Source organism: Acidimangrovimonas sediminis, assembly GCF_002871005.1.
GTDB lineage: Bacteria > Pseudomonadota > Alphaproteobacteria > Rhodobacterales > Rhodobacteraceae > Acidimangrovimonas > Acidimangrovimonas sediminis.
In genome coordinates, this window is the sequence record NZ_PHSN01000024.1 from 60,558 (window position 1) to 84,809 (window position 24,252).

Annotated in this window: 27 protein-coding genes and 3 tRNA genes; 16 read left to right on the forward strand and 14 right to left on the reverse strand. The window is 68.9% G+C overall.

Annotated features, from left to right (window positions below; translation table 11 throughout):
- Nucleotides 1–166 precede the first annotated feature (166 nt).
- On the forward strand, nt 167–1,396 hold the full coding sequence (locus CVV76_RS19740) for an MFS transporter (protein WP_102226415.1): 1,230 nt from the start codon (nt 167–169) through the stop codon (nt 1,394–1,396).
- 22 nt (nt 1,397–1,418) lie between these two features.
- On the opposite strand, the gene CVV76_RS19745 is transcribed toward CVV76_RS19740, so the two are convergent.
- Nucleotides 1,419–2,684 carry a glycerate kinase type-2 family protein gene (locus CVV76_RS19745; RefSeq protein ID WP_102226416.1) on the reverse strand — a complete coding sequence of 422 codons (1,266 nt, stop codon included), beginning with the start codon at nt 2,682–2,684 and terminating at the stop codon, nt 1,419–1,421.
- Between the two features lie 180 nt (nt 2,685–2,864).
- On the opposite strand from CVV76_RS19745, the gene CVV76_RS19750 reads away from it, so the two are divergent.
- The 3 genes from CVV76_RS19750 to CVV76_RS19760 all read left to right on the forward strand — a co-directional run bounded on the left by CVV76_RS19750 (nt 2,865) and on the right by CVV76_RS19760 (nt 4,273).
- Nucleotides 2,865–2,939 (forward strand) — tRNA-Gly (locus tag CVV76_RS19750).
- Between the two features lie 242 nt (nt 2,940–3,181).
- Entirely contained in the window at nt 3,182–4,042 is an 861-nt protein-coding gene (locus CVV76_RS19755) for a DNA/RNA non-specific endonuclease (protein WP_102226417.1), read from the forward strand.
- Nucleotides 4,043–4,198: 156 nt separating this feature from the next.
- Nucleotides 4,199–4,273: transfer RNA gene (locus tag CVV76_RS19760), tRNA-Gly, on the forward strand.
- 77 nt (nt 4,274–4,350) lie between these two features.
- On the opposite strand, the gene CVV76_RS19765 is transcribed toward CVV76_RS19760, so the two are convergent.
- Nucleotides 4,351–4,869: a hypothetical protein gene (locus tag CVV76_RS19765; protein WP_146010334.1), complete on the reverse strand. Its 519-nt coding sequence runs from the start codon at nt 4,867–4,869 to the stop codon at nt 4,351–4,353.
- A gap of 189 nt (nt 4,870–5,058) precedes the next feature.
- Between CVV76_RS19765 and hisB the strand changes: the two genes are divergently transcribed.
- From hisB to CVV76_RS19780, 3 genes are all read left to right on the forward strand, one after another.
- A complete protein-coding gene (gene hisB / locus CVV76_RS19770; RefSeq protein ID WP_102226419.1) occupies nt 5,059–5,646 on the forward strand; it encodes an imidazoleglycerol-phosphate dehydratase HisB in 588 nt (195 codons plus the stop codon).
- Between the two features lie 82 nt (nt 5,647–5,728).
- Nucleotides 5,729–6,376, forward strand: coding sequence for an imidazole glycerol phosphate synthase subunit HisH (gene hisH / locus CVV76_RS19775; protein WP_102226420.1), 648 nt, complete (start codon nt 5,729–5,731; stop codon nt 6,374–6,376).
- A gap of 2 nt (nt 6,377–6,378) precedes the next feature.
- Nucleotides 6,379–7,290, forward strand: coding sequence for a glutaminase (locus CVV76_RS19780; protein ID WP_102226421.1), 912 nt, complete (start codon nt 6,379–6,381; stop codon nt 7,288–7,290).
- 11 nt (nt 7,291–7,301) lie between these two features.
- Here the strand turns inward: CVV76_RS19780 and CVV76_RS19785 are convergent, their stop codons facing one another.
- Nucleotides 7,302–7,703 carry a DUF2147 domain-containing protein gene (locus CVV76_RS19785; RefSeq protein ID WP_102226422.1) on the reverse strand — a complete coding sequence of 134 codons (402 nt, stop codon included), beginning with the start codon at nt 7,701–7,703 and terminating at the stop codon, nt 7,302–7,304.
- A gap of 190 nt (nt 7,704–7,893) precedes the next feature.
- Between CVV76_RS19785 and hisA the strand changes: the two genes are divergently transcribed.
- The 3 genes from hisA to CVV76_RS19800 all read left to right on the forward strand — a co-directional run bounded on the left by hisA (nt 7,894) and on the right by CVV76_RS19800 (nt 9,804).
- Nucleotides 7,894–8,613 (forward strand): 1-(5-phosphoribosyl)-5-[(5-phosphoribosylamino)methylideneamino]imidazole-4-carboxamide isomerase, encoded by a 720-nt coding sequence (gene hisA / locus CVV76_RS19790; protein ID WP_102226423.1) that lies wholly within the window; start codon nt 7,894–7,896, stop codon nt 8,611–8,613.
- Nucleotides 8,614–8,731: 118 nt separating this feature from the next.
- Nucleotides 8,732–9,493: an imidazole glycerol phosphate synthase subunit HisF gene (gene hisF, locus CVV76_RS19795; RefSeq protein WP_102226424.1), complete on the forward strand. Its 762-nt coding sequence runs from the start codon at nt 8,732–8,734 to the stop codon at nt 9,491–9,493.
- Nucleotides 9,490–9,804, forward strand: a complete 315-nt coding sequence (locus CVV76_RS19800; RefSeq protein WP_102226425.1) for a phosphoribosyl-ATP diphosphatase — start codon at nt 9,490–9,492, stop codon at nt 9,802–9,804. Before hisF ends, CVV76_RS19800 begins: the two co-directional genes overlap by 4 nt.
- A 120-nt stretch (nt 9,805–9,924) precedes the next feature.
- Here the strand turns inward: CVV76_RS19800 and CVV76_RS19805 are convergent, their stop codons facing one another.
- From CVV76_RS19805 to rlmB, 3 genes are all read right to left on the reverse strand, one after another.
- Nucleotides 9,925–10,395, reverse strand: coding sequence for a CoA-binding protein (locus tag CVV76_RS19805; RefSeq protein WP_102226426.1), 471 nt, complete (start codon nt 10,393–10,395; stop codon nt 9,925–9,927).
- Nucleotides 10,396–10,622: 227 nt separating this feature from the next.
- Nucleotides 10,623–11,117, reverse strand: coding sequence for a YHS domain-containing (seleno)protein (locus tag CVV76_RS19810; protein ID WP_102226427.1), 495 nt, complete (start codon nt 11,115–11,117; stop codon nt 10,623–10,625).
- A gap of 495 nt (nt 11,118–11,612) precedes the next feature.
- Nucleotides 11,613–12,452 carry a 23S rRNA (guanosine(2251)-2'-O)-methyltransferase RlmB gene (rlmB, locus tag CVV76_RS19815; protein ID WP_102226428.1) on the reverse strand — a complete coding sequence of 280 codons (840 nt, stop codon included), beginning with the start codon at nt 12,450–12,452 and terminating at the stop codon, nt 11,613–11,615.
- Between the two features lie 244 nt (nt 12,453–12,696).
- Between rlmB and CVV76_RS19820 the strand changes: the two genes are divergently transcribed.
- Nucleotides 12,697–12,780, forward strand: a tRNA-Tyr gene (locus tag CVV76_RS19820).
- Between the two features lie 91 nt (nt 12,781–12,871).
- Here CVV76_RS19820 and CVV76_RS19825 read toward each other — a convergent pair.
- The 7 genes from CVV76_RS19825 to CVV76_RS19855 all read right to left on the reverse strand — a co-directional run bounded on the left by CVV76_RS19825 (nt 12,872) and on the right by CVV76_RS19855 (nt 18,645).
- Nucleotides 12,872–14,155 carry an MSMEG_0569 family flavin-dependent oxidoreductase gene (locus CVV76_RS19825; RefSeq protein WP_102226429.1) on the reverse strand — a complete coding sequence of 428 codons (1,284 nt, stop codon included), beginning with the start codon at nt 14,153–14,155 and terminating at the stop codon, nt 12,872–12,874.
- Between the two features lie 11 nt (nt 14,156–14,166).
- On the reverse strand, nt 14,167–14,454 hold the full coding sequence (locus CVV76_RS19830; protein ID WP_102226430.1) for an MSMEG_0570 family nitrogen starvation response protein: 288 nt from the start codon (nt 14,452–14,454) through the stop codon (nt 14,167–14,169).
- Entirely contained in the window at nt 14,447–15,424 is a 978-nt protein-coding gene (locus CVV76_RS19835) for a sll0787 family AIR synthase-like protein (RefSeq protein WP_233193033.1), read from the reverse strand. Before CVV76_RS19835 ends, CVV76_RS19830 begins: the two co-directional genes overlap by 8 nt.
- Complete coding sequence (locus CVV76_RS19840; RefSeq protein WP_102226431.1) at nt 15,421–15,975, reverse strand: MSMEG_0567/Sll0786 family nitrogen starvation N-acetyltransferase; 555 nt, start codon at nt 15,973–15,975, stop codon at nt 15,421–15,423. Before CVV76_RS19840 ends, CVV76_RS19835 begins: the two co-directional genes overlap by 4 nt.
- Nucleotides 15,972–17,102 (reverse strand): MSMEG_0568 family radical SAM protein, encoded by a 1,131-nt coding sequence (locus CVV76_RS19845; protein WP_102226432.1) that lies wholly within the window; start codon nt 17,100–17,102, stop codon nt 15,972–15,974. The genes CVV76_RS19840 and CVV76_RS19845 overlap by 4 nt, the downstream gene beginning before the upstream one ends.
- The gene (locus CVV76_RS19850) at nt 17,095–18,093 is read right to left on the reverse strand and encodes a Nit6803 family nitrilase (protein ID WP_233193034.1); all 999 of its coding nucleotides are present in this window, start codon (nt 18,091–18,093) and stop codon (nt 17,095–17,097) included. The genes CVV76_RS19845 and CVV76_RS19850 overlap by 8 nt, the downstream gene beginning before the upstream one ends.
- A 69-nt stretch (nt 18,094–18,162) precedes the next feature.
- Nucleotides 18,163–18,645: an MSMEG_0572/Sll0783 family nitrogen starvation response protein gene (locus tag CVV76_RS19855; RefSeq protein ID WP_102226433.1), complete on the reverse strand. Its 483-nt coding sequence runs from the start codon at nt 18,643–18,645 to the stop codon at nt 18,163–18,165.
- A 290-nt stretch (nt 18,646–18,935) separates the two neighbouring features.
- Here CVV76_RS19855 and CVV76_RS19860 point away from each other — a divergent pair, with 290 nt between their 5' ends.
- Nucleotides 18,936–20,300, forward strand: a complete 1,365-nt coding sequence (locus CVV76_RS19860) for an aminotransferase-like domain-containing protein (protein WP_102226434.1) — start codon at nt 18,936–18,938, stop codon at nt 20,298–20,300.
- A 17-nt stretch (nt 20,301–20,317) separates the two neighbouring features.
- On the opposite strand, the gene CVV76_RS19865 is transcribed toward CVV76_RS19860, so the two are convergent.
- Complete coding sequence (locus CVV76_RS19865; RefSeq protein ID WP_102226435.1) at nt 20,318–21,214, reverse strand: LysR family transcriptional regulator; 897 nt, start codon at nt 21,212–21,214, stop codon at nt 20,318–20,320.
- Nucleotides 21,215–21,306: 92 nt separating this feature from the next.
- Here CVV76_RS19865 and CVV76_RS19870 point away from each other — a divergent pair, with 92 nt between their 5' ends.
- The 4 genes from CVV76_RS19870 (at nt 21,307) to CVV76_RS19885 (ending at nt 24,222) form a co-directional block, all read left to right on the forward strand.
- Nucleotides 21,307–22,554 (forward strand): acyl-CoA dehydrogenase, encoded by a 1,248-nt coding sequence (locus tag CVV76_RS19870; RefSeq protein ID WP_102226436.1) that lies wholly within the window; start codon nt 21,307–21,309, stop codon nt 22,552–22,554.
- The gene (locus tag CVV76_RS19875) at nt 22,554–22,910 is read left to right on the forward strand and encodes an ASCH domain-containing protein (RefSeq protein WP_102226437.1); all 357 of its coding nucleotides are present in this window, start codon (nt 22,554–22,556) and stop codon (nt 22,908–22,910) included. Before CVV76_RS19870 ends, CVV76_RS19875 begins: the two co-directional genes overlap by 1 nt.
- Before the next feature lie 122 nt (nt 22,911–23,032).
- Nucleotides 23,033–23,653 (forward strand): LysE family translocator, encoded by a 621-nt coding sequence (locus CVV76_RS19880; RefSeq protein ID WP_102226438.1) that lies wholly within the window; start codon nt 23,033–23,035, stop codon nt 23,651–23,653.
- A 62-nt stretch (nt 23,654–23,715) separates the two neighbouring features.
- Nucleotides 23,716–24,222, forward strand: a complete 507-nt coding sequence (locus CVV76_RS19885) for an SRPBCC family protein (protein ID WP_102226439.1) — start codon at nt 23,716–23,718, stop codon at nt 24,220–24,222.
- Nucleotides 24,223–24,252: the final 30 nt, after the last annotated feature.

Here is a 24,252-nt window from a genome sequence, read left to right on the forward strand (position 1 = left end):
CCCGCAGCAGGCTCACCGCAGCAGGCTCAGGCCGCACCGCTGAAGCGCCCCGGCGTCTGCGCGACTTTCCTCCGGAATCGAAAGTCGGCTCATCGCAAGATCGGGTCTGGGCTTCGCCCGCGCTTCTCGCCAGTGTGAGCGCGACATAGCTGCCCCGAGTCGCGCGATGCGCCTGCTGATCTCTTTTGCCGCCCTCTTCGCCTCGGTGCTGCTGATGCAGCTGGGGGCGGGCGGCGTGGCGCCGATCGACGCGGTGTCGGGGTTGCAGCTGCACTTCACCAAGGCCGAGGTCGGCGTTCTCGGCTCGGCGCACTTCCTGGGCTTCTTCGTGGGCTGCTGGTGGGCCCCGCGCCTGATGGGCACGATCGGCCATTCGCGCGCCTACGCGGCCTGCGCGGCGGCCGGCACCATCGGGATGCTTGCCCACATGATGTGGGTGAACCCGGTGGCCTGGGCCGGCTTTCGCGTCCTGTCGGGCCTGTCGGTCGCGGGCTGCTACACGGTGATCGAGGCCTGGCTGCACGGCAAGGTCACGAACGAGACCCGGGGCCGCGCGACCGGGGTCTACCGGGTGGTGGACATCTCGGGCAGTCTGCTGGCCCAGCTTCTGGTCAGCGTGCTGCCGCCCGCGGAATACATGTCCTACAACCTTCTCGCGATCTTCTGCTGCGCGGCGCTGTTGCCCCTGACCCTGACCCGGGTCGGCCAGCCGGAAACCCCCGCCGCGCCGCGGCTGCGCCCGGGGCTGGCGTTCCAATGCTCGCCGCTGGGATCGGTCGCGGTGATCGTCTCGGGCGTCTCGGGCGCGGCGTTCCGCATGGTCGGGCCGATTTACGGCATCGCCGTGGGGCTATCGACCTCGGACATCGCGCTGTTCCTGGCCGCCTACGTCGCCGGCGGCGGGCTTGCGCAGATCCCGATGGGCGCGCTGGCGGACAAGTTCGACCGGCGGATGATCCTGATCTGGCTGTCGGCGGGCGCCATCCTCGCCAGCATCGCCACGATCGCGCTTGCCGGCATGGGGCCGCTCGGCGCATCGCTGGGCGCGGGGCTCTTCGGCTTCTTCACCATCCCGATCTACTCGGTCGCCTCGGCGCATGGCCACGACTACGCCCGTCCAGACCAGCGGGTGGAATTGTCGGCGGCGCAGATGTTCCTCTATGCCGTCGGCGCGATTGCGAGCCCGGTCTTCGTCTCCACCCTGATCGCGGTCGCGGGACCGAAGTCGATGTTCGTCTTCATCAGCCTTGCCCATATCCTGCTCATCGTCTTCGGCCTTGCCAGGATGCGGGCGCGGCCCTCGGTCTCGCGCACCTCCTATGTCTACGTGCCGCGGACCTCGTTCCTGATCGGGCGCCTGCTCGGCAAGGCCCGCGACCGCGCGCCGGGAGAATAGGCACGCGCGGAGCCTCCCCCGCTCAGGGCCGGAACAGCACCTGAAGGTCGGCCACGTTGGTTCCTGTCGCGCCGGTCATCAGAAGATCCCCCGCCGCCTCCAAGGCCGCGTAGCTGTCGTTCTCGTCAAGGAGCGCCCGCGGATCGAGGCCCGCCGCCCGGATCCGGCCGAGCGTGCCCGCATCGACCAGCCCGCCCGCCGCGTCGGTCGGGCCGTCGCGTCCGTCGGTGCCGCCCGACAGGAAGACCCAGCCCTCGGGCCAGCCCCCCTCCTCGGCGATCAGCGCGACCCGCAGCGCCAGCTCCTGGTTGCGCCCGCCCCGGCCCGTGCCGCGCAGCACCACCGTCGTCTCGCCGCCCAGAAGCCAGAGACCCGGACCCAGCGCCCCAAGCAGCGCCGCCGCCTCTGCCACATCCCCGTCTAGCGGCGTGTCGACCACTTGCGCCGCCTGCCCCGCCCGCGCCGCGGCCTCGGCCATCGCGCCGACCGACAGGCCGTTCGACCCGACCAGCCGGTTGTCGGCCCCGGGAAGCGCCTCTGGCTCTGGGGCCTCAGGGGCCTCGGCCGAGAGATGCGCGCGCACCACCTCGGGCACCTTGTCCCACAGGCCGCGATCGCGCAGCGTCGCCGCCGCCTCCGCCCGCGTGCCGATCGGCGCGACCGTGGGCCCCGAGGCGATCACCCGCAGATCGTCGCCGATCACGTCGGACAGGATCAGCGCGGTCACCTCGGCCGGCGCCGCCGCCCGCAGGAACCCGCCCCCCTTGAGCCGCGACAATTGCTGGCGCACCAGGTTCATCTCGGTGATCGAGGCGCCGGAGCCCAGCAGCAGCCGGTTCACCATGGCCTTGTCGTCGAGGCTGAGCCCCGCCACCGGCGCCGGCAGAAGCGCCGAGCCGCCGCCCGAGATCAGCGCCAGCACGCGGTCGCCGGCCCCAAGGCTTTGCAGGAGCGACTCGACCGCCCGCGCCGCGGCCTCGCCCTGGGTGTCGGGCACCGGGTGGCCCGCCGCCATCACCACCGCCCCTGGCAGGTCGGCCGCATTCTCGTAATTGGTGACGGCGAGAACTTCGGCCCGCCCGCAGGCCTGCATCGCCGCCCGCGCCATCCCCAGCGCCGCCTTGCCGATCGCGACGATCACCAACCGCCCGCCCGGCCCTGCACCGACGGGGCGGCGGCCCAGCGCCTCGGTCACGGCACGGGCGGGATCGGCCGCGGCCACGCCCGCATCGAAAACCTTGCGCACAAGCGTGCGGGCGGCGGAATTCTGTGAATTCTGTGCTGTCATGGCGCCAAGATTGCCCGCCCCGGGCGCCGCCGTCCAGCCTGCCCCTGCACAAGCGCGCGCGGCGCGCCACTATCACCACGGAGCGGCGCCGCACCGGTTCGGCACGACAGATGACGACGAGATGAAATTTCCTCTTGCGGGCGGGCGGCGCAGGCATTAGATGACCGCCTACCCAAGGATGCGGGCGTAGCTCAGGGGTAGAGCATAACCTTGCCAAGGTTAGGGTCGTGAGTTCGAATCTCATCGCCCGCTCCAAGATCTTCTCAAAGATTACAACAAGTAAGGCCGACCCAGAGGGTCGGCCTACTGTTTTCGCCTCCACACTCCGACAGCCCGGGCCCCGCATCGCCGCCGCCGCCCCCTGTGACACCAGTGTTGTCAACGCTGCGCCCATCGGCCACGCTGCATGGAACCGCACGCCCCGGGGCAGCACGCGCGGCACGATTCGACCAGAAGACGATCCCGCAGGGAAAATTTCCGGTGAAGGAGTAAAGCTCATGCCTGGCGCCCAGACGATCACGCTTTTCGACAACATGCGCGACAAGGGCAGCTACCTGTCCCGCCCCACCGGCTGCCCGATCACGGTCACCTACGACTGGGTCTCTATCAACGGGCGCCTCGCCTCGCTCGACCTCATGGCGGTGCGGCAGGAGCGCAAGGTCTACCTGGATCTGAACCCCGTTTCGCCGGGGCCGGGGCGGGCCTATTATCCGCAGATACGCAGCGTCGAGGGCAAGCTGAAGGCCTGCGTCACCACGGGCCGCGCCTCGGCCCCCGATTCCGCGGGCGGCGCCGACATCAAGTACAAGCCGGAGGACCGCGGCCACGTCATCGCGCTGGAGCTTGGCGGCGTCGACCACCCCTTCAACATCGTGCCGCAACTGCGGTTCTGGCAGCAGACCGGCGACTGGCGGAAGATGGAGCGCGAGATCCTCAAGCTTATCAAGACGAGCAAGGCGGACTGGAGCCACAGCATGCAGGTCGAGCTTGAATACGGCCGCCATCCCGCGAACCCGAAGTATTTCCACGTGACCGTGCGGGACAAGGCGGGCGACGTCGTCCTGACCCGCACGATGGAGAACATGCCGAACGATTACGAGAACGCCCGGCAGGACAAGCTGATCGCCCGTCTGGACGAGAAGCTGGAGAAGACCTTCGCCGCGACGGGCGGTGGCGCGGACGACATGGACGTGGAGGGGGCGGACGGCGGCGGCGACATGGCCGAATCGATCATCTTCGCGGGCGCCCCCGCGATTCCGCCGGGGCAGATCGCGCAGCAGCAGAACGCCGACCGCCGATCGGTGAAGCGCCGGCACCTGGAGGAGGACGAACCGCCGTCGAAGCGCCGGAAACGCTAACCCTCGACCGCCCGCCCCGGACGGCGATGGCGCCACCGCACCGCCCTGATCACGGGCCCCGCCCCCCCGATGCTCCGTGCCGCACTTTCGCCGGCCGAGAGGTTCAAAAAACCCTTGCGGCCCCTCTTCGCCCCCGCTAATAGGGCGGCACGGAGCGCGGGCGTAGCTCAGGGGTAGAGCATAACCTTGCCAAGGTTAGGGTCGTGAGTTCGAATCTCATCGCCCGCTCCAATGACAAGACCCTCCCTTGCGGGAGGGTTTTTTCATTTTCACCGGCTTTCACGACATCCGGCGGCGCAGCAGGTCGTTCAGGCGGCGTTGCTCTCCCGGCGGGAGGCCTCCCTCCCCTCGCCGGCGGCGGCACGCGCCCGGGCGGCGCGGGTGCAGATGTCGGTGAGCAGGCAGTGCCCGCAGATGTCCGGCCCATTGGCCGAGGGCGCGCAATTGACCGGACCGTGGCCCAGGAAATGTTCCGAGATCTCGATCAGGTCGTCGACCTTCGCCGGCCGCCGCATCACGCAGCGCAGCGACCCCAGCATCGAGAACAGCTCGCCCTGCGAGAAGATCAGGCTGTCGGACAGCAGGATCGTGACCAGCGAGGGATTGTGGAATTGCGCCGCCATAGCGACCGAGAGCCCGCTTTCGCCCCCCACCCCTTCGCTTTCGGGAAACAGCGCCGAGATCAGCAGGTCGGGCGGATCGACCCGGGCCAGGTTCATCGCCCGCCCGACCGCCGGGATGTGACGCACATCGTGGCCAAGTCCGCTCAGCCGGTCCGAAATTTCCGCGACCTCGTCTCCTGGCCGTTCGAGAATCATGATCTTCACGAATACCTCCGACACGCCGTTCGCCCAGACATCGTGGTCTCACTAGACCGTGAATGGCTTAAAGGCCGCTTAATGCCGCCCGCCGAATTCGCCTTTCGCGCCAAGCCGCTTAACAAGCGCCGCGGGGCGCCCTATAAGGCGCGCGAACCGCAGGGGCCCTCTGCCCCGCGAGGTCAGGGGGAGTGCCCGATGCGACAGGCCGAGATCACGCGAACCACCGCCGAGACCGACATCTCGGTCCGGATCGACCTTGACGGGTCGGGACACTACGAGATGGCGACCGGCGTCGGGTTCTTCGACCACATGCTGGACCAGCTGGCGCGGCATTCGCTGATCGACATGATTGTGACGGCCAAGGGCGACCTGCATGTCGACGATCACCACACGGTCGAGGATACCGGCATCGCCCTGGGCCAGGCGTTGGCGAAGGCCCTGGGCGACAAGCGCGGGATCCGACGCTACGGCGCGTGCCTGCTGCCGATGGACGACACTCTGGTGCGGGCCGCGCTGGACCTGTCGGGGCGGCCGTATCTCGTGTGGAAGGCCGAGATGCCGACCGAGAAGATCGGTACCTTCGACACCCAGCTGGTGCGCGAGTTCTTCCAGGCGCTCGCGACCCACGGCGGCATCACCCTGCATGTCGAGGCGCTTGACGGGATCAACAGCCACCACATCGCGGAAGCCGCCTTCAAGGCGGTGGCGCGGGCCCTGCGCGAGGCGGTGGAGACCGATCCGCGCAAGGCCGATGCGGTGCCCTCGACCAAGGGCGCGCTCTAGGGCCGGCGGGGTCGGCGGGGGGCGCTGCCCCCCTGCACCCCCCGGGATATTTCTGCTCAGAAGAAGGGCAAGGGGTCTGATCATGCGGACGGCGATCGTCGATTACGATTCGGGCAACCTGCATTCGGCGCAGAAGGCGTTCGAACGGGTGGCGGCCGAGCAGGGCGCGGGCGAGGTCGTCGTGACCTCGGATCCGGAGGTGGTGCGCGGCGCGGACCGGGTGGTGCTTCCGGGCGACGGGGCGTTTCCGGCCTGCCGGCGGGCGCTCTTCGATCATCGCGGGGTGTTCGAGGCGATCGAGGAGGTCGTGATCGGCCAGGGGCGGCCCTTCCTGGGGATCTGCATCGGCATGCAGATGATGGCCACGCGCGGGCTGGAATACGAACCGACGGCGGGCTTCGATTGGATCGGCGGAGAGGTGGTGCGGATCGCGCCCGAGGACCCGGCGCTGAAGGTGCCGCACATGGGCTGGAACGATCTCGTGCTCGACCCCGGGGCGGCAGGCCACCCGGTTCTGGACGGGATCGCGGCGGGCGATCACGCCTATTTCGTGCATTCCTACCATTTCCGTGTCGCCGACCCGGCGCATCGGCTGGCGCATTGCGACTACGGCAGCGAGATCACCGCCATCGTGGGACGCGACACCATCGTGGGCACCCAGTTCCACCCCGAGAAGAGCCAGGCCACCGGATTGCGGCTGATCGCCAACTTCCTGACCTGGCGGCCCTGAGGATGGACCTGCGCGGCATCCTCGACGAGATCGCCGCCGAGATGGCCACGCGCAGCGAGCGCGGCGCGCCCGCAAGCTATATCCCCGAGCTGGCCCGCGTCGACCCGGGGCAGTTCGGCATCGCCGTGGTCACCGCCGACGGGCGGGACCATGCGGCGGGCGACGCCGACGCGGCCTTCTCGATCCAGAGCGTGTCGAAGGTCTTCACCCTGGCGCTGGCCCTTGGCAAACTGGGGGACCGGCTGTGGACGCGGGTCGGGCGCGAACCCTCCGGCCTCGCCTTCAACTCCATCCTCCAGCTGGAGCACGAGAAGGGGCGGCCGCGGAACCCGTTCATCAATTCGGGCGCCATCGTCACCACCGACGCGATCCTGGAAGGATCGACCCCGCGCGAGACGCTGGGGGCGATCCTGCGCTTCATCCGCGAGGCGGCGGAGGACGACGCGATCCATATCGACAAGGCGGTGGCGCGGTCGGAAACCGCCCATGGCCACGGCAATTTCGCGCTGGCGCATTACATCAAGGCGCATGGCAACCTGCGCCACGCGCCCGAGCTGACGCTGGGCACCTACTTCCACCAATGCGCCATCGCCATGTCGTGCCGCCAGCTCGCGCGCGCCGGGCGGTTCCTCGTCAATGCCCCCACCCTGCCCCGCCTCGTCTCGGCCGAACGGGTACGACGGATCAACGCCCTGATGATGACCTGCGGCCATTACGACGGCTCGGGCGAGTTCGCCTTCCGCGTGGGCCTTCCCGGCAAGAGCGGCGTGGGCGGCGGGATCCTCGCGGTTGCGCCCGGCAAGGCGGCGATCGCGGTCTGGTCGCCGGGGCTGAACGCGCGCGGCAACTCGGCCCTCGGCACCGAGGCGATGGAGATGCTCGCGCGCAGGACCGGCTGGTCGGTCTTCGGATAGGGCGGGCCGGGCTACTTCACCCGGGTCCAGGTGCCGCCGTTGCGACAGATCATGCCACCCAACACGCAGCCCGACACGGCGACGGCATCGCCCTTGAGGTCCATCTTGGACGTATAGGTCTTGTCGCGGTCGGGCGACCAGACCTTGCCGCCGCCGTAATGGCCGCCGCCCTGGTTCTTCATGTCCCAGACGATCCGCCTGCCGACATTGTCGGATTGCATCGCCTGGCCGTCGGCACCGAAGGCCTTGACCAGCGTGCCGCAGAAGGCCCCACCACAAGGCTTGATGTCGACAAAGCCGAAATGGCCGTTGTCGTCGGGCTTGGTCTTCCAGGTGCCGACCAGCGGATCGGCGGCGAAGGCGGGGACGCTCGTCAGCGCCAGCAGCGCCGCGGCAATGGCAAAATTCTTCATGGGTCTCCTCCCTTGACTGACGGCATCTTCCGCCAGCCGGGGCCCGCCAGGCAAGATTGACGTTGCGCCCCCGGGCCCGCCCCGCCCATGTCCCGGCGCCCGGCAGGCCGCGCCGCGGGCCCGCCGCCGCGCTTTGCATTCCCCCCCGGGCTGTGGCATTGGACGGCCATCCCGACAGGAGCTGACGACGATGATCCTCTACCCCGCGATCGACCTCAAGGACGGCCAGTGCGTGCGCCTTCTGCGCGGCGAGATGGAAAAGGCCACCGTGTTTTCCGACGACCCGGCCGCCCAGGCCCGCGCCTTCGCCGAGGCCGGCTGCGGCTGGATCCATCTCGTCGACCTGAACGGCGCCTTCGCGGGCGAACCCGTGAACGCCGCGGCCGTCGAGGCGATCCTGAAGGCCATCGACGTCCCCGCCCAGCTCGGCGGCGGGATCCGCGACATGGCGACCATCGAACGCTGGCTCGACCGCGGCCTCGCTCGCGTCATCCTCGGCACCGTGGCGGTGGAGGACCCCGACCTGGTGCGCGAGGCCGCGATGGCCTTCCCCGGCCAGGTCGCAGTCGGCATCGACGCCCGCAAGGGCCGCGTCGCCACCAAGGGCTGGGCCGAGGAAACCGAGGTGATCGCGACCGACCTCGCGCAAAGCTACGAGGATGCGGGCGTGGCCGCGATCATCTATACCGACATCGACCGCGACGGCGCCATGGGCGGCCCGAACGTCGAGGCGACCGCGGCCCTCGCCCGCGCCGTCTCGATCCCGGTGATCGCGTCGGGCGGCGTCTCCTCGCTTGCCGATCTCGCAGCACTCCGGGACACCGGCGTCATCGCCGGCGCGATCTCGGGCCGCGCACTCTACGACGGCGCGCTGGACCTGCGCGCGGCGATCGCGGCCCTCGCCGCCTGATCCCTTCTTCTGGGTACAAATATCCTCGGGGGGTGAGGCCGCCCTTGCGGCCGAGGGGGCCGACAGCCCCCTTCCCCGTCCCGCCGCAAGCGGCTACCTAGGGGCAAAGGAGACCCCGATGCTCAAGACCCGCATCATCCCCTGCCTCGACGTGGCCGACGGTCGCGTCGTCAAGGGCGTGAACTTCGTCGATCTGCGCGACGCGGGCGACCCGGTCGAGGCCGCCCGCGCCTACGATGCAGCCGGCGCCGACGAGCTCTGCTTTCTCGACATCCACGCCACGCATGAGAATCGCGGCACGATGTTCGACCTCGTCACCCGCACGGCCGAGCAATGCTTCATGCCGCTCACCGTAGGCGGCGGGGTGCGCAGCTCCGAAGACGTCCGCGCCCTCCTGCTGGCGGGCGCGGACAAGGTCAGCTTCAACTCCGCCGCGGTGGCCAATCCCGACGTCGTGGCCGAGGCCGCGGACCGCTTCGGCAGCCAGTGCATCGTGGTTGCGATCGACGCCAAGACCGTAAGCCCCGGCAAGTGGGAGATCTTCACCCACGGCGGCCGCAAGCCCACCGGCATCGACGCGGTCGACTTCGCCCGCACCGTTGCCGCCAGGGGCGCGGGCGAGATCCTGCTCACCTCGATGGACCGCGACGGCACGCGCTCGGGGTTCAACATCCCCCTCACCCGCGCCATCGTCGATGCCGTCCCCGTCCCGGTGATCGCGAGCGGTGGCGTCGGCACCCTCGACCACCTCGTCGAGGGCGTGACCGAGGGGGGCGCCAGCGCCGTGCTGGCCGCCTCGATCTTCCACTTCGGCGATTACACCATCCGCGAGGCCAAGGAGCACATGGCCGCCGCCGGCATTCCCATGAGGCTGACATGAGCGAGACCCTGGAACGGCTGGCGGCGACGATCGCCGCGCGCAAGGGCGCGGATCCCGAAAGCTCCTGGACCGCGAAGCTCTTCGCCAAGGGGCCTGAGAAATGCGCCGAGAAATTCGGCGAGGAAGCTGTCGAGGCGATCATCGAGGCGGTGAAGGGCGACAGCGCGCGGCTGACCTCCGAAGCGGCCGACGTGCTCTATCACCTGCTGGTCATGCTCGCCGCCCGCGACGTGACGCTCGACGCGGTGCTGGCCGAACTTGCCCGTCGCGAAGGCACCTCCGGCATCGCGGAAAAGGCCGCACGCGACTGACTCCTCGGGCGCTTTGCTGCTCGTCGTCACGACGAGGAGAAGCGAAGCGCATGACGAGGCGCCCCGATGAGGCCCCCCCGGGCGAGGCAACCGGGCGAGGCACCCCGATCAAGCGGCGCCTCACAGCTTCGACGAGATGATCCCGGTGTTGAACCCTGCCATCCGAAGCTCACCGAAAAGCCGCTGATACTCGATCTTCGGGCAGCGGTTCTCGATCACCGTCACGCCGGCGGCCTCGAGCTTCTCGCGCGCCTCGGCGTTCTGCACCCCGATCTGCATCCAGAAGGTCTTCAGCTTCGGAAACGCCGCCAGCGCCGCCTCGGCGATCGGCGGCACCGCCTCGGACCTGCGGAACACGTCGACCATGTCGACCGGCACGTCGATCTCGGACAGGTCGGCGCGCACCTCCTCGCCGAACAGCCGCTCGCCCGCGTGGCCGGGATTGACCGGGATCACCCGGAACCCCTTCAGCGACAGGTAGCGCGCAACGTAATAGCTCGGCCTCACCGGGTTGGGCGAGACGCCGACGACGGCGATCACCTTGGTCTCGGTCAGGATGCGTTTCAGCAGGGCGTCGGGATACTCGGTCATGCCGCAGATCTAACACAAAAAAGCGCCCGGACCAGAGCCCGGGCGCAAGTGCGGAACGAGGGACAGTGAATTGAAACGCCGGTGTTCCGTACCAGCGCTTCCGGGAAACTACATAAGCACGCCTTTGCGGATGAGAAGACCCTGTAGCAAACCTGTGAAAGCTTTGTTAATCACGCCGGCCGCTGCGCGCCGTCCCCGTGCCGCCCCCTGCCCGTGCCTGGGTCCGCTCAGACTTTCAGGATCGACGGCCAGCTCACGTCGGCGCGCGAGATGTTGCCCTTCACGTCGGCGCGCCAGGCATCACGCTCGGAGGTGTTCGCGAACAGGTAGAGATGGGTCTCGTCGATCTCCCAGACCTGCGGATCGCCGGGAATCAGGTGCCCGTCCGCCATCGACATCGCGCAATAGCCGCCGTAGCGGGGCGCGAAGGCATGGGGCGTGCGGGTGAAATGGTCCATCGACGCCTCGGACACGAAGAGCCACAGCGCTCCGCGCCATTTCAGCGCGTAATCGCTGTTGCCTTCCTCCGGGACTCCCGCGGTGAAATAGGTGACCGGGTCGTGCCCGCCGATCGCCAGCCCGCCATAGGTGCAGACCGCAGGCTCGGCCTGGGTCCGCGCCATCGCCGGCAGGATCCATGGCAGCGGCGCGCAGGCGGCCAGCGCCAGAAGGCTGCGGCGGGTCGGCTCGGCCGGGTCTGTCAGAGTGTCGAGGGTCGTCATGGCGGGTCCGGGCGGGTCTGTCTGGGCAGTCTCGTGTCTTGGACGGGGTGGCGTCCGGGGCGCGGACATGCGGGCTGATCTGGCGGCGGGGCCGGTCTCCGCGGAAGGCGTTCCCCGGCGGGGAATCCGGCGGTTGCGGCCCGGCTCCAAGATGCGCCCAACGGCGTCACCGCGCTAGCCCACCTAACCAAAGCGTGACGGCCCGTCAGGTACCGTCAGCGGGTTGAAACAATTGCCCTGCGTCAACCGGGCACGGCAGTGAAAACCGCGGCCATGCAAGAACTTGCGCCAGGAGGCGATGCTGCGGCGCAGAGACAAGGGCCGGACGCCCCCGACCCCCTCCCGATGCGGACCCGACCAAGGTGCGGCAGGGCCTGGACACGGCCGGGCGGAGCCCCGCGCACGCCCCGCCATACGACATGTCACCGGCCCGCCAGATGGCGATTTCCCGCACCGCCGCCCCGTTCTGCGGGGGCCGCTGTGCACGGGCGCCCGTCAGCCCCCGGACCGGCGCGCCACCTCGTAGAGCGAGACAGCCGCCGCGTTCGAGACGTTGAGAGACCCGAAGGCGCCGCGGAACGGGATCTTGACCAGCGCGTCGCAGGTTGCCCGGGTCTTGTCGCGCAGGCCCGGCCCCTCGGCCCCCAGCACCAGCGCCACCGCACGCCCCTGCCCCGCCGAATCGAGGGCCGCCGACAGGTCCTGCTCGGCCTCGCCGGCAAGACCGAGCACGAGGTAGCCCATCTCCTTCAGCTCCCCCAGCGCCTCGGACAGGTTGGTCACCCGAAGATAGGGTTGCCGCTCCAGCGCGCCCGAGGCGGTCTTGGCCAGCGCGCCGGTCTCGGGCGCCGAATGGCGCGCCGTGGCGATCACGGCCCGCGCGCCGAACACCTCGGCCGAGCGCAGGATGGCCCCCACGTTGTGCGGATCGCTGACCCGGTCGAGACAGACCACCAGCGGCGCGCCGCCATCGTCGACCCCGCCGCCGATGCAGACCTCGGCCAGCTTGCCCCAGTCGAGCGGCTTGACCTCGAGCGCGGCGCCCTGGTGGACAGAGCCCGGGTCGATCGGCACGTCGAACTTGCGCGGATCGACGATCTCGGCCTCGATCCCGCTGGCGGCGATGGCATCGGCCAGCTTGTCATGGGCGTTGCGGGTGACCACCAGCCGCAGCTTGCGGCGCGCGGGATTCGCCAGCGCGTCGCGCACCGCGTGCAGGCCGAACAGCCACACCGTTGCCGCCGCCGAGGCCCGCTTGGCGCGTTCCTTGTCGACCACCCAGGCGGGTTTCTTCGGGCCTCTCGGCCCCACGTTCCTCGGCCCCTGTCCGGTCATGGCTCGGCCCCTCTTGCAGGCGGTTTGCAGGCGGGCCGGACCATGCGCGAAGCCCTCGCGGGCCGCAAGCGGATTCCGGCCGCGGCATGGCATCCCGCTCCGCCGATCCCGCGCATGGCCGCCCCTGGCAGCGCCCCGCAGCCCCCGGGGGACGGCGGCGACGGCCCGTCGCGACGAACTGCCCGAAGTGCCGGAATTTCCTGTTGACGCCCCCGGGGCGGGAGGCTATCCACCCCCTCGCGTCGGGCGACGTGCTGCAAGGTGCGGCAGCGGACTGTAACTCCGCCGGGGAGACCCATGCCTGGTTCGATTCCAGGGTCGCCCACCATTCTCCCCCTTGGTGATCCCCTCCTTCACGTGCCCGCACGGCGGTCCGGACGACGGCTCACAACCGTATGGCCCGCAAATGTTGCCGCCTGTCAACGCGCGAGCGGCGCGGCCACGGGCGCGTCCAACTGCGCCGCGATCTGATCGGCAAGGTGGCGGCTGTCCTCCTCGATCCCGAGAAAACGGCCCGATCCCCAGGTGTTCAGCCAGCCGAGCCCGAGGAAGTGGAGCCCCAGGTGCGCCGTCACACCGCGGTCGTGGACCGGCTTGCCGCGTTCGTCGAACACGTCGGCCTCGATCCAGCTGTAATCGGGGCGGAAGCCGATCGCCCAGAGGATTGAGGTGATCCCGCGCTCGGCCAGGTCGATCTCGGTGATCTCGGTCTCGGGCTCCCAGCACGGCTCATAGGGCGGTTCGACCTGCACCGCGATCCCCTCGCGTTCGATATAGGCGTCGATCTGGGTGCGGATGCCGATATAGGAGCGGTCGGCATCGTCGAGGTTCTTGCGCAGGTCGGGCAGGAAGCGAACCGTGGTGCCGTCCATGTCGGCGAGCGAACCGTAAAGCTGTACCCCCTGGTCGAGGTGAAAGCGGCGCAGGTCGATCTCCTTCCCGCCGTCTCGGCCCGACATGTAGTGATTGGTCTGGGTCAACGCCTTCACCGGGTCGGGATGCTCGGCGATGGTGATCGCATAATGGCCCGCATCGTAGAGCCAGTCGGTCGCATCGCGCCCTCGGTACTTGCGGGGACTGCGCGGCGCGGGGCCGACGGCAAGGTGCACGTCACGGCCCGCGCGGGTGAAATCCTCCATCAGCTGCACGCCGGATTGTCCGGTGCCGACGATCAGCACCCCGCCGTCGGGAAAGGGGGCGACATTGCGGTAGTCGACCGAATGCATCTGGAAGATGCCCGGATCGAGGTTCTTCGCATAGGCAGGTTCGATCGGCGTGTCGTAGCCGCCGGTCGCGATCACCACCTGATCGGCGGTCCATGTGCCGATGCTGGTCTCCACCGTGAAGCCGCCCTCCCGGCGCGGGGCCACGCGCGTCACCTCGACATGTTCGCGCAGGTCAGGGGCGGTCTTCTCGGCGAAGGCGTCGAGGTAATCGGTGATCTCGTCCTTCAGCATGTAGCCGTCGGGATCGGTGCCGCCGTATTCCCTGTCATAATGGAAATCCGGCAGCCGGCACTGCCAGTTCGGCGTGACGAGGCAGAAGCTGTCCCAGCGATTCACGCGCCAGGAATGGAATTTCTCGTGCCGCTCGAAGATGATCGAGGCGATGCCCTTCCGCCCCAGCGTGTAGGCGACCGATAGACCGGCCTGCCCACCGCCGACGATCGCCACAGGGATGTGGGGAATATGGGTGTCCTTCATCGTGACGCTCCTCATTGGGTGATCTTCACGCAGGTGATCCGCGCCTCGGGATTGGCCTCGAAGGCGCTCAGCCGGTCCTCGATCCGGGCGAGCTGATCCATCGCGGAGCTGCAGTGATAGCCGTATTTCCGCTGCACCCGCTCGGACGCGGTGTTCAGCGCCGTGCGTGAGCGGTCAAGGAAGTCTGCGACGGAATAGGTCTCGCCCGGGGTGAAGGCGGTCGCGATGATGGTCGAGGGGGAATAGAGCCGCTCTTCCGCGCCATCGGGCCAGCGGACGGTCCAGAAGGTTTCAGGCATCGGGGCCTCCGAGGTTGAGATAGGGGGTGAGGGCGTGATCCCAGAAGACGGCCGCACCCGTGTCGTCGCGCAAGGTCACCGTGCTGCCGGGGGTGACCCGGCCGATGGCGGCCACGTCGATCCCGCGGCCGGTGAACTTTGCGCAGACCGCGTCCACCGCGGCCGGTTCCAGCGACAACAGGAAGCCGTAGCTGGGAAAGCTGCGCAGCCAGCGGGGCCGCGGAACGTTGGGCGGCGGCGTAAGGGCCGCAAGGTCGATCTCGATCCCCACGCCGGAGCATTCGGCGAGCATCAGCGCCGTGCCCGCGATGCCACCCTGGCTGATATCCTTGCCGGCGCGCACGAGGCCTGCCTCGGCCAGAGCGGGCAAGAGGGCGAGGTCGCCCTGAAGGCGGTCGGGCGGGGCGTCGCCGGCGGCGAAGAAGTTGTCGAAGTTACGATACGCGCCGCGGTGGTCGATGGCGGCGATCAGTATGTCGCCCGGGCGCGCGGCAAAGCTGCTGATGAGCGCGGTCGCCCGGCCCAGCACACTGGCGGCAAGGCCCAGCTCCGGGGCCGCGAAATTGGTGTGCCCTCCGACCAGCGGCACGCCGTAGGCCTCGGACGCGGCACGCATCCCGGCGAGGACCGGTGCGGCGGTTTCGGCGTCGGGGGCCCAGATCTGGTCGAGGACAGCGCGGGCGCGGCCGCCCATCGCGGCGATGTCCGAGAGGTTCACCATCACCGCGCACCAGCCCGCGAACCACGGGTCGTCGGCCACGAAGCGCGGAATGAACCCTTCACCCGCCAGCAGATCGTAGCCCCCCGAGCCCGGCAGCACCGCCGCGTCGTCACCGGGCTGGCCATAGCTTCCGGCGTTCAGCCCCAGCCCCGCGCCGGCCATGCCGATCGCCAGTTTCGAGCGGATCGAGGGATGGTTGCGCAACTCCTGCGCCAGCGCTTCGCACGAAGAGGACAGCACGGCCATCATCCCGGTATCCGCCGCTTGTCGGGGCTGCGGTGATACCAGCCCGCCACCGGGTCGGCGCAGGGCGGATAGGCGGTCAGATCGGCCTCCATCTTCGCATGCGCCACGCCGTGCAGCGCGACATGATCCAGCGTGCGCCAGTGCAGCCGGTGAAAGAGCGTCTCGTTCTGAATCTGCACATGGGCAAGGAAACGCCGGCAGCCCCGGGCGTTCGCGGTGCTGACGGCCAGCCGGATCAGGCCGGACCCCAGCAAGCCCACGGCACGGAAATCGCGGTCGACCGCCAGGCGGGAACCCCACCACAGACCCGGCGCCTCCTCGTGGATGCGCACGGTGCCGACGATCTGGTCGGCCTCGTGCGCATAGGTCGAGAGCGCGACGAGGTGGGTGGCGATCAGGTCGATCTCGTCGCGGTCATGGTCGCGAAAGATCCCCTGTTCCTCAACGAAGACCCGGGTGCGCAGGGCGGCGGCGCCCCTGGCCTCGAAGGGTTTGGAGGCCGCGCGGATGTAGTAGCCGGGGCAGTGGAACTGGCGCGGTTCAAGCTCGATCATGGCCGCAGCTCCGGCACCGCGGGCGCGCCCAGCTTTTCGTAGGTGGAAAGCGCCGAACAGGCCCCGCACTTGCCGCAGCCCGCCTTGATGTCGCCCGAGCGCATGCCGGAGGCTGAGATCATCGCGCCAAGAGGACGCAGGATCGAGGCCATGAACCGGGCGTCGGGCGCCGGGTGGCTTTCCAAGGGCGTGCCCGAGATCGGGACGAAGGGCACGACGAAGGGATAGACCCCCATCGCGCAGAGTTTCTCGCCCATCTCCAGCACGGCCTCGGCGCTGTCGCCCAGACCTGCGAGGATGTAGGTGGAGACCTGACCCCGGCCAAAGACCTTCACCGCCGCCTCGAAGCTGGAGAAGTATTTCTCCAGGGGCACGCTGGCCTTGCCGGGCATGATCCGGGCGCGGACCTCGGGCGTGACCGCCTCGAGGTGCATCCCCAGCGCGTCGATGCCCGCATCGAACATCCGCTGGTGCCAGGCGTCATCCTCGGGCGGCTCACACTGGCCCTGAAGCGGCAGGTCCACTGCGGCCTTGATCGCGCGGGCACTGTCGCAGAGCACCTGCGCGCCGCGGTCCTTGCCCGCAGGCGTGCCGGTGGTCAGGACCATGTGAGTGACGCCATCCAGCTCCACCGCCGCTTTCGCCACCTCGGCCAGCTGTTCCGGCGTCTTGTGCGCAATGGTGCGGCCCGCGGCCAGCGACTGGCCGATGGAACAGAACTGGCAGGTCTTCTTGCGGCTCTCATACCGGATGCAGGTTTGCAGCACGGTGGTCGCCAGCACGTCGCGCGAATGCAGCGTGGCGATGTGGCTGTAAGGGATGCCGTCGGCGGTGCTGAGATCGTAGAACCTCGCCCGCGATGGAAAGCGCACCCGGGCCACCTCGTCACCGTCGCGCAGGACCCGCGCGGTGCCCAGTTGATCGGGCGCCTCGACAAGGTAGGGGCTGTCGAAGCTGGGCGCGGTATGGACCGGGATCATCACCGTCACGTCGCCGATTGTCACCGCCTTGTGGTCCGAAGGGCCGGCGCCGCCGCGGCGGCTTTCCTGACCCGCCTTCGGATCGACAAGGCGCATGCCATGGGTCTGCAATTCGTTGATCAGGTCCGAGGGGGAGAGGTTAGACATCGGCAGTCTCCGTTTTCGGCAGGGGGACGGGGGACGGCTGGGCTGGTAGCCCGGGCGCTGGGGCGATCGCATGCCGCGCCTCGGCGGGCCGGGTGTCGTGCAAAAGGCTGAGAAGCTCGGGCCGCGCGTAATGGCCCACGCTGTCCATCATCCGCTTGCGCTTGGCGATCAGCCGCATGTCGAGATCGGCGATCACCATGCCTTCGCCCGCGGTCAGCGGCTCTGCCAGATGACGGCCCTCGGGGCTGATGATGCAGGTCATGCAGCCCGAGCGCATGGCCTTCTGCAGCGCCGGGTCGGGGTGGATCTGCGCGATCTGCTCCTCGGTCAGCCAGCCGGTCGCGTTGACAACGAAACAGCCGGATTCCAGCGCGTGATGGCGCATCGTCACCTCGATCTGGTCGCGGAAGATGTCGCCCACCAGCGAACCGGGGTAGTGGCCCGCGTGGATCTCCTCGTGCTGGGTCATCAGCGCGTAGCGGGCCAGCGGGTTGTAATGTTCCCAGCAGGCCAGCGCGCCGACGCGGCCCACCTGCGTCTCAACCACCTTGAGGCCCGCACCGTCGCCCTGCCCCCAGACCATCCGCTCATGATAGGTCGGCGTGATCTTGCGGCGCTTCAGCGCCAGCGTGCCGTCCGCGTCGAAGATCAGCTGCGTGTTGTAGAGCGATCCGTGATCGCGCTCGTTCACGCCCAGCACCACCACGACGCCCCGCTTGCGCGCAGCCTCGGCCACCGCCTGCGTCTCGGGCGACGGCACGACGACGGCTTCCTTCATCAGTTCGAGATGTGGCGCGCCCTGCTGCACCGGCGGCAGGACGAAAGAGAAATAGGGATAGTAGGGGACGAAGGTCTCGGGGAAGACGACGAACCGGGCGCCCTTGTCAGCGGCCTCGGCGATGGCGTTCAGTACGCGCGCGATGGTGCCGGCGCGGCCTGACAGATCCGGCGCGATCTGCACCGCCGCCGCGCGAATGACATCGGTTCTCATGGCTCTGCCTTTCGGTGGTGGGCATGAAAGGGCATCGGGCCGCAAGGAGCGCGCGGCCCGGCCCCGGGGTCAGACCGTCCAGGTGTCGAGGATCACCGCGTTGTCGCGCTTGTGCAGCAGGATGCAGTCAAGCACGTCCTGCGGCGCGATCGGCGTGATCCCGGGCAGCAGCGACGGCTCGCCATGGCCATAGAGCGCCTGCAACGCGAAGCGGCAGGCATAGACCTTGCCGCCCTCACCCATGAACTTCTTGAGGTTCACGGCAAAGTTCTGGTGTCCCGGGAAGGCCTCGTCCCCCAGCGTCGGGAAACCGCGCTGGATGCCCAGCGTCACGCCCGGACCATAGAGCAGGATCGAGGTCTCGTAGCCTTTCCGGTTCAGGCGGATGGCGTTGAGGATGTTGACCAGTCCGATCGAGCCCTCGAAGGCGACGGTGTGAAAGGTGACCAGCGCCTTCTCGCCGGCCTCGGCCTTCACGTCCTCGAAGACCTTTTCCTCGTAGTTGACGAAGAAATCCCCGTCCTTGTGCATTTCCGTGGTAACCTGCGGCATCTCGCCCTCCTGGTCGCTGTCCTTGAAGCTGTGTGAGGTCAGGGTGAGTCGGGACGAATGATCCGATCAATAAGCAATTCAATCTACATACAATTAATGCAACATATACCCACAATGTTGCATTTTGATCGGGCATCAGATTCAGAAATCGCCGGGAATCCATGCGATATGAGGATAATCCCTCAAGGCTACCGCTTTCGCCCTGCCGATGATCGCGCAAATATCCATACAATACCCCTTCAATTCCGGGAATCACCTGCTATGAACGAGGCAGGCAAGAGGGGCACAAGATGGACTGGACACCCGCAGACCTGGCCGAGGGCGCGCCCCGGTATCTGGCGATCGCCGACGCGATCGGGCGCGACATCCGCGAGGGGCGGCTGGGCGCCGGCGACCGGCTGCCACCGCAGCGGCGGCTGGCGGCGGCGCTGGGGATCGACTTCACCACCGTCTCGCGCGCCTATGCCGAGGCTCAGAGCCGCGGGCTGATCGCAAGCCACGTGGGCCGCGGCACCTTCGTCTCGGCCGCCGCCCGCAACCAGGCCCCCGACCCGGCCCGCGCCGCGGCCGAGGACCTGTCGATGAACATGCCGCCGGAGCCGGACGACCCCGAGCTCTTGTCGCGCATGCAGGAAGGGCTGGGCTATGTCTCGGCCAACCTGATCGACCTGATGCGCTACCAGTCGCCGATCGGGACGGAGCGCGACCGCGAGGCGGCGTCAAGCTGGCTGAGCCTGCGCGGCATGATCCCGATGATGGAGCGGATCGCGGTGACCCCGGGCGCCCATGCCACCATGGCCGCGATCCTCAGCATCATCACCCGCCCCGGCGACCGGATCCTGTGCGAGGCGATCACCTATCCGGGCCTGCGCAACATCGCCGGCCGCTTCGGGGTGGATCTGGTGGGGTTGGAGATGGACGCGAGCGGCGTCACGCCCGAGGCGCTCGACCGGGCCATCGCCGAGCACCGGCCCAAGGCGCTCTACCTCAACCCCACGCTGCAGAACCCGACCACGCTGACCGTGCCCGAGGCACGGCGGCTGGAACTGGCCGAGATCCTGCGCGAACACGAGCTGACGCTGATCGAGGATGACGCCTACGGCTTCATCCCCAAGCGCGCGCCCGCGCCGATCGCGGTCTCGGTGCCGGACCTAACCTGGCATATCGGCGGCCTGGCCAAATGCATCGGCGCGGGGTTGCGGCTGGCCTTCACCGTCGCGCCTTCGGCGAAATGCGCGTTCAGGCTGGCGCAGGCGATCCGGGCGCTGTCGGTCATGCCCTCACCGCTGTCGATGGCACTGACGACCCAGTGGATCGAGGACGGCACCGCCGACGGCATCCGCCGCTTCATCCGGTCCGAGACGGCCGCGCGCCAGGCGCTGGCCGCCGAGGCGCTGGAGGGCTGCACCTTCGCCAGCGCGCCGAACGCCTTCAACCTGTGGCTCACCCTCCCCGAGGGGGTGGGACGGGCCGACATCGTGGCACGGTTTGCCGGGCGCAGGCTCGGCCTGATGCCCTCCGACGCCTTCACCGTGACCGGCACGCCGGTCGAGGCGCTGCGGGTCTGCCTTGGCGGATCGGTGACGCGCGAGGCGCTGCGCGATAACCTGCATCACCTGGGAAATGCGCTGTCGATCAAGAGCTTCATGGGCTGAATGGGCCTGCCCCACACCTATTCCGCGCCCGGATCGGCCTGCCCCTCGGCCCAGTCGCGAAAACTGGCGAGCGGCCCCCGCAAGGGCCGCTCCTCGGGCCAGACCAGGTAATAGGAGCCAAGCGCCCGGACCGGCCCGCCATGGGCCGGCACCAGCCGCCCCTCCGCCAGGTCGCGCCCGATCAGGAACTGCGGCAGCAACGCCAGCCCCAGCCCGTGAATCGCCGCCTGCGTCATGGTGGCGAAATGGTCGAACAGCATCCCCCCCGGCCGAAACCCGGTGCGTCCGTGATGCGCAAGCCAACGCCCCCAGTCGCCCGTCCGGCTTTCCAGTTGCAGAAGCGGCTGGGTCAGCACCTCCTCCGGCGCGGCCAGCGGACGCGGCAGAAGCGACGGCGCCGCGACCGCAAGGATCTCCTCGTCCATCAGCTTGAGATAGCGCACCCCCGGCCAGTCGCGCCGCCCGTAGTGGATCGCCGCATCGAACGAGGTTCCGGCAAAGTCGAACGGGCGGAGCCGGGTCGAGAGGTTGACGTTCACCTCCGGATGCCGGGCCGCGAAATCCGCCAGCCGCGGCGCCAGCCAGTGCATCCCGAAGGCCGGCAGGATGGCGAGGTTCAGGTTGCCGCCCCGTGGGTTCGTCTTCAGCGTCAGGGCCGCGCTCGACAAAAGACCCAGCGCCTTTCTCACCTCGGCCACGTAATCCGCCGCCGCCGCCGTGGGCACCAGCCGCTGCCGCTCGCGGATCATGAGCGTGACGCCAAGCTGTTCTTCCAACGCACGGATCTGTCGGCTGACCGCGCCCTGCGTCAAAGACAGCTCCTGCGCCGCCGCAGAGGCCGTTCCAAGGCGCGCGACGGCCTCCAGCGCGGTCAACGCGGCGATCGAAGGCAGGTAGCGGCGGGCGATGGACATATGAGTTTTCCTCATGACCCCAAGACAGGGTTTCGTTAGACCCCGGGCGCCGACCGTGCAAGACTCCGCCCCAGACTCGAGAGGAGATCGACATGGACACCGCCGTCACCGACACCCCCGAACAGGCCCGCCCCAAGCTGAAGGCCAAGGACGCCCCCGACCTCGGGCGCTTCGACTGGGAGGATGCGCTGCGCCTCGACGCGCAGCTTACCGAGGATGAGCGCATGATGCGCGACGCCGCCCGTTCTTACGCGCAGGAAAAGCTCCAGCCGCGGGTGATCGAGGCCTTCCGCAACGAGGCGACCGACCCCGCGATCTTTGCCGAGATGGGCGAGATGGGCCTTCTGGGCGTGACCATCCCCGAGGAATACGGCGGGATCGGCGCGGGCTACGTGGCCTATGGTCTGGTGGCGCGCGAGATCGAGCGGGTGGATTCGGGTTACCGGTCGATGATGTCGGTGCAATCCTCACTGGTGATGTACCCGATCTACGCCTACGGGACCGAGGCGCAGCGGCAGAAATATCTGCCCAAGCTTGCCTCGGGCGAATGGATCGGCTGCTTCGGCCTGACCGAGCCCGACGCCGGGTCGGACCCGGCGGGGATGAAGACGGTCGCGAAGAAGACCGACGGCGGATATGTGCTGAACGGCTCCAAGATGTGGATCTCGAACGCGCCGATCGCCGATGTCTTCGTGGTCTGGGCCAAGTCCGAGGCCCATGGCGGCAAGATCCGCGGCTTCGTGCTGGACAAGGGCATGAAAGGGCTTTCGGCGCCCAAGATCGGCGGCAAGATCAGCCTGCGCGCCTCGATCACCGGCGAGATCGTGATGCAGGACGTCGAGGTGGGCGAGGATGCCCTGCTGCCCTTCGTCGAGGGGCTGAAGGGGCCGTTCGGCTGCCTCAACCGGGCGCGTTACGGCATCGCCTGGGGCGCCATGGGCGCGGCGGAGTTCTGCTGGCACGCGGCGCGTCAGTATGGCCTTGACCGCAAGCAGTTCAACAAGCCGCTGGCGCAGACCCAGCTGTTCCAGAAGAAGCTGGCCGACATGATGACCGAGATCACGCTGGGCCTGCAGGGCGCGCTTCAGGTGGGCCGGCTGATGGATCAAGCCGAAGCCGCGCCCGAGATGATCTCGATCATCAAGCGCAACAATTGCGGCAAGGCGCTGGATATCGCCCGGATGGCCCGCGACATGCACGGCGGCAACGGGATTTCCGAGGAATTCCAGGTGATCCGCCACATGGTCAACCTCGAGACGGTGAACACCTACGAGGGCACCCACGACGTGCACGCGCTGATCCTGGGCCGGGCGCAGACGGGGCTTCAGGCGTTCTTCTGATGCAGGAAGTGCCGGTCACCGCGCGGCTCTTTCCCGCGGTCCTGTCGGGCGACAAGACCGTGACGATCCGCTGGCGCGAGCCGCGGATCGTGACGGGACCGATGACCTATGTCTGCGAAGGCACCGGCCGGCGCGCGGTGGTGGAAGTGATCCGGGTGACCGACGTTCCGCTGCGCGCCGCAGCCGATCTTGTCGGCCGTGCCGACGTCTGGCCGCCGCGGATAATGCTGGCAGGAATGCAGGCGCATTACCCCCGGATCACGCTCGACGATGTCGTGCAGGTGATCGAACACCTTCCCTGCCGCGGGGACGCCGACCCCCGCCTGGAGGGCGATGGGGTGCAGCCGCGGCGCTGAGGCGGCGGCCCCGGCCCGGAGCCCCGACCCCGCCGTCGCGCTTGACAGGCGCGCCCGCGGCATGGCTGGCTTCCCCCCGAAACGGGAGGAGGCCATATCTCCCGCAACGGGAGGAGCCCCCCATGACGTTCCACCTCTGGCTTGCCTTCGTCGCCGCCGCGACCGTCCTTCTGATGATCCCCGGGCCGACCATCCTGCTGGTGATCTCCTACGCGCTGAGTCAGGGCCGGCGGGTCGCCCTCGCGATGGCACTTGGCGTCGCGCTTGGGGATTTCGTCGCGATGAGCGCCTCGCTCCTCGGTCTCGGCGCGCTGGTGATGGCCTCGGCCGAACTGTTCACCGCGCTCAAGTGGATCGGCGCCCTCTATCTGGTCTGGCTGGGCGTCAAGCTGCTGCGCAGCGCGCCGCGCGGCCTCGAGATCCCCGAGGCGACGCCGAAGGAGGCCCGCAGGGTCTTTGCCCATGCCGCCACCGTGACGGCGCTGAACCCCAAGTCGATCGCCTTCTTCATCGCCTTCGTGCCGCAGTTCCTGAGCCCCGGCGCGCCCCTCGCCCCGCAATTCGCCGAGCTGATCGCAACCTTCGTGGGCCTCGCCGCCGCGAACGCGCTGATCTACGCGCTGCTTGCCGACCGGCTGCGCAGCCGGATCCGGCGGCCCGGCGTGCTGCGCGCGATGAACCGCACCGGCGGCGGCGCGCTGATCGGAATGGGCGTGATGACCGCGGCGCTGTCGCGCAGCTGATCCCGCACCGGGGCGCCGTCTTTCGACCGCCTCCATTCCCGATGGCAAGGAGGAGACCGGCCATGGAACCCGCGCTGATCAAGACCCTCGACCCCGAGACCGACCTGCACCTGACCCGCACGATCCCGGTGCCCCGCGCCCTCGTGTGGGAGTGCTGGACGACGCCCGGGCACCTGGTGAACTTCTTCGTGCCGAAGCCCCACAGGGTGACCCGGTGCGAGATCGACCTGCGGGTCGGCGGCCGGTTCGACACCACCTTCGAGGTCGAGGGCCGCGAGATGCAGAACGAGGGCGTCTACCTCGAACTGATCTCCGGCGAGAAGCTGGTCTTCACCGATGCCTACAGCGAGGGATGGAAGCCCGCGCCCGACCCGTTCATGACCGCGCTTCTCCTGCTGTCGGACGCGCCCGGGGGCGGCACCGCCTATACCGCGATCGCCCGCCACCGCACCGCCGAAACCGCCGAGAAACACCGCGCCATGGGCTTTCACGATGGGTGGGGCACGGTGGTCGATCAGCTTGTCGACTACGCGCGGGGCCTCGACGCGCAGGGCCCCGCCCGGGCCTGAGCCGCCCCACCTTGCGCCCGCCGCTCCTTG